This is a genomic window from Streptosporangium sp. NPDC000509 (assembly GCF_042898365.1).
GTDB lineage: Bacteria > Actinomycetota > Actinomycetes > Streptosporangiales > Streptosporangiaceae > Streptosporangium.
Map to the genome: position 1 here is coordinate 1686 of NZ_JBIAYX010000045.1, position 1650 is coordinate 3335.

The 1650-nt window shown below is 55.7% G+C and carries 1 rRNA gene; it reads left to right on the forward strand.

Features of this window, described 5'->3' with window-relative positions:
• Positions 1-52: 52 nt before the first annotated feature.
• A 23S ribosomal RNA gene (locus tag ACFY3D_RS39480) occupies positions 53-1650 on the forward strand; the annotation flags it as partial.

A 1650-nucleotide genomic window follows, 5' to 3' on the forward strand; every position in this document is an offset into this window, starting at 1 on the left:
CTGGTCGCTGTTTGTTGTTTGAGATTTGCATAGTGGACGCGAGCATCTTTGTGGCCAAGTTTTTTAGGGCACACGGTGGATGCCTTGGCATCAGGAGCCGATGAAGGACGTGGGAGGCTGCGTTAAGCCCCGGGGAGTCGCCAACCAGACTTTGATCCGGGGATGTCCGAATGGGGAAACCTAGCACCAGTCATGTGGTGTTGCCTCCGCCTGAATGTATAGGGCGGTTGGTGGTAACGCGGGGAAGTGAAACATCTCAGTACCCGTAGGAAGAGAAAACAAATTAGTGATTCCGTGAGTAGTGGTGAGCGAAAGCGGATCAGGCTAAACCGTAGGCGTGTGATAGCCGGCAGGCGTTGCGTTTGCGGGGTTGTGGGACCCTCTGATGGTTTCTGCCGAGACCATAGACAGTAAGAAATCTTTCCGATAGTCGAAGCTTCTGGGAAGTGGCGCCGTAGACCGTGAGAGTCGGGTAGGCGAAATCGGTTGGACTGTTTGAGGGGATCCCAAGTAGCACGGGGCCCGAGAAATCCTGTGTGAATCTGCCAGGACCACCTGGTAAGCCTAAATACTCCCTGGTGACCGATAGTGAACAAGTACCGTGAGGGAAAGGTGAAAAGCGCCCCGGTGAGGGGTCGTGAAATAGTACCTGAAACCGTGTGCCTACAAGCCGTAGGAGCGTAAACGAGGGCTTGCTCTTGTTTGTGATGTGACTGCGTGCCTTTTGAAGAATGAGCCTGCGAGTTATGGTGTGTGGCGAGGTTAACCCGTGTGGGGGAGCCGTAGCGAAAGCGAGTCTGAATAGGGCGAATGAGTCGCATGCTGTAGACCCGAAGCGGAGTGATCTAGGCATGGGCAGGTTGAAGCGCGGGTAAGACCGCGTGGAGGACCGAACCCACCAGGGTTGAAAACCTGGGGGATGACCTGTGTTTAGGGGTGAAAGGCCAATCAAACTCCGTGATAGCTGGTTCTCCCCGAAATGCATTTAGGTGCAGCGTTGCGTGTTTCTTGCCGGAGGTAGAGCACTGGATGGCTAATGGGCCCGACAAGGTTACTGACGTCAGCCAAACTCCGAATGCCGGTAAGTGAGAGCGTGGCAGTGAGACTGCGGGGGATAAGCTCCGTAGTCGAGAGGGAAACAGCCCAGACCACCGACTAAGGCCCCTAAGCGTGTGCTAAGTGGGAAAGGATGTGGAGTCGCAGTGACAACCAGGAGGTTGGCTTAGAAGCAGCCACCCTTGAAAGAGTGCGTAATAGCTCACTGGTCAAGTGATTCCGCGCCGACAATGTAGCGGGGCTCAAGTACACCGCCGAAGTCGTGGCATTCACACATTATCCGAGCCTTTGTGGTTTAGGTGTGTGGGTGGGTAGGGGAGCGTCGTGCGGCCGGCGAAGCAGCGGAGTGATCCAGTTGTGGAGGCTGTGCGAGTGAGAATGCAGGCATGAGTAGCGAATCAGAAGTGAGAAACTTCTGCGCCGGATGACCAAGGGTTCCTGGGGCAGGCTAATCCGCCCAGGGTAAGTCGGGACCTAAGGCGAGGCCGACAGGCGTAGTCGATGGACAACGGGTTGATATTCCCGTACCCGCTACGATGCGCCAATACTGAATCCAGTGATACTAAGGGTCCTTAACCCCTCCGAGCCTTCGGG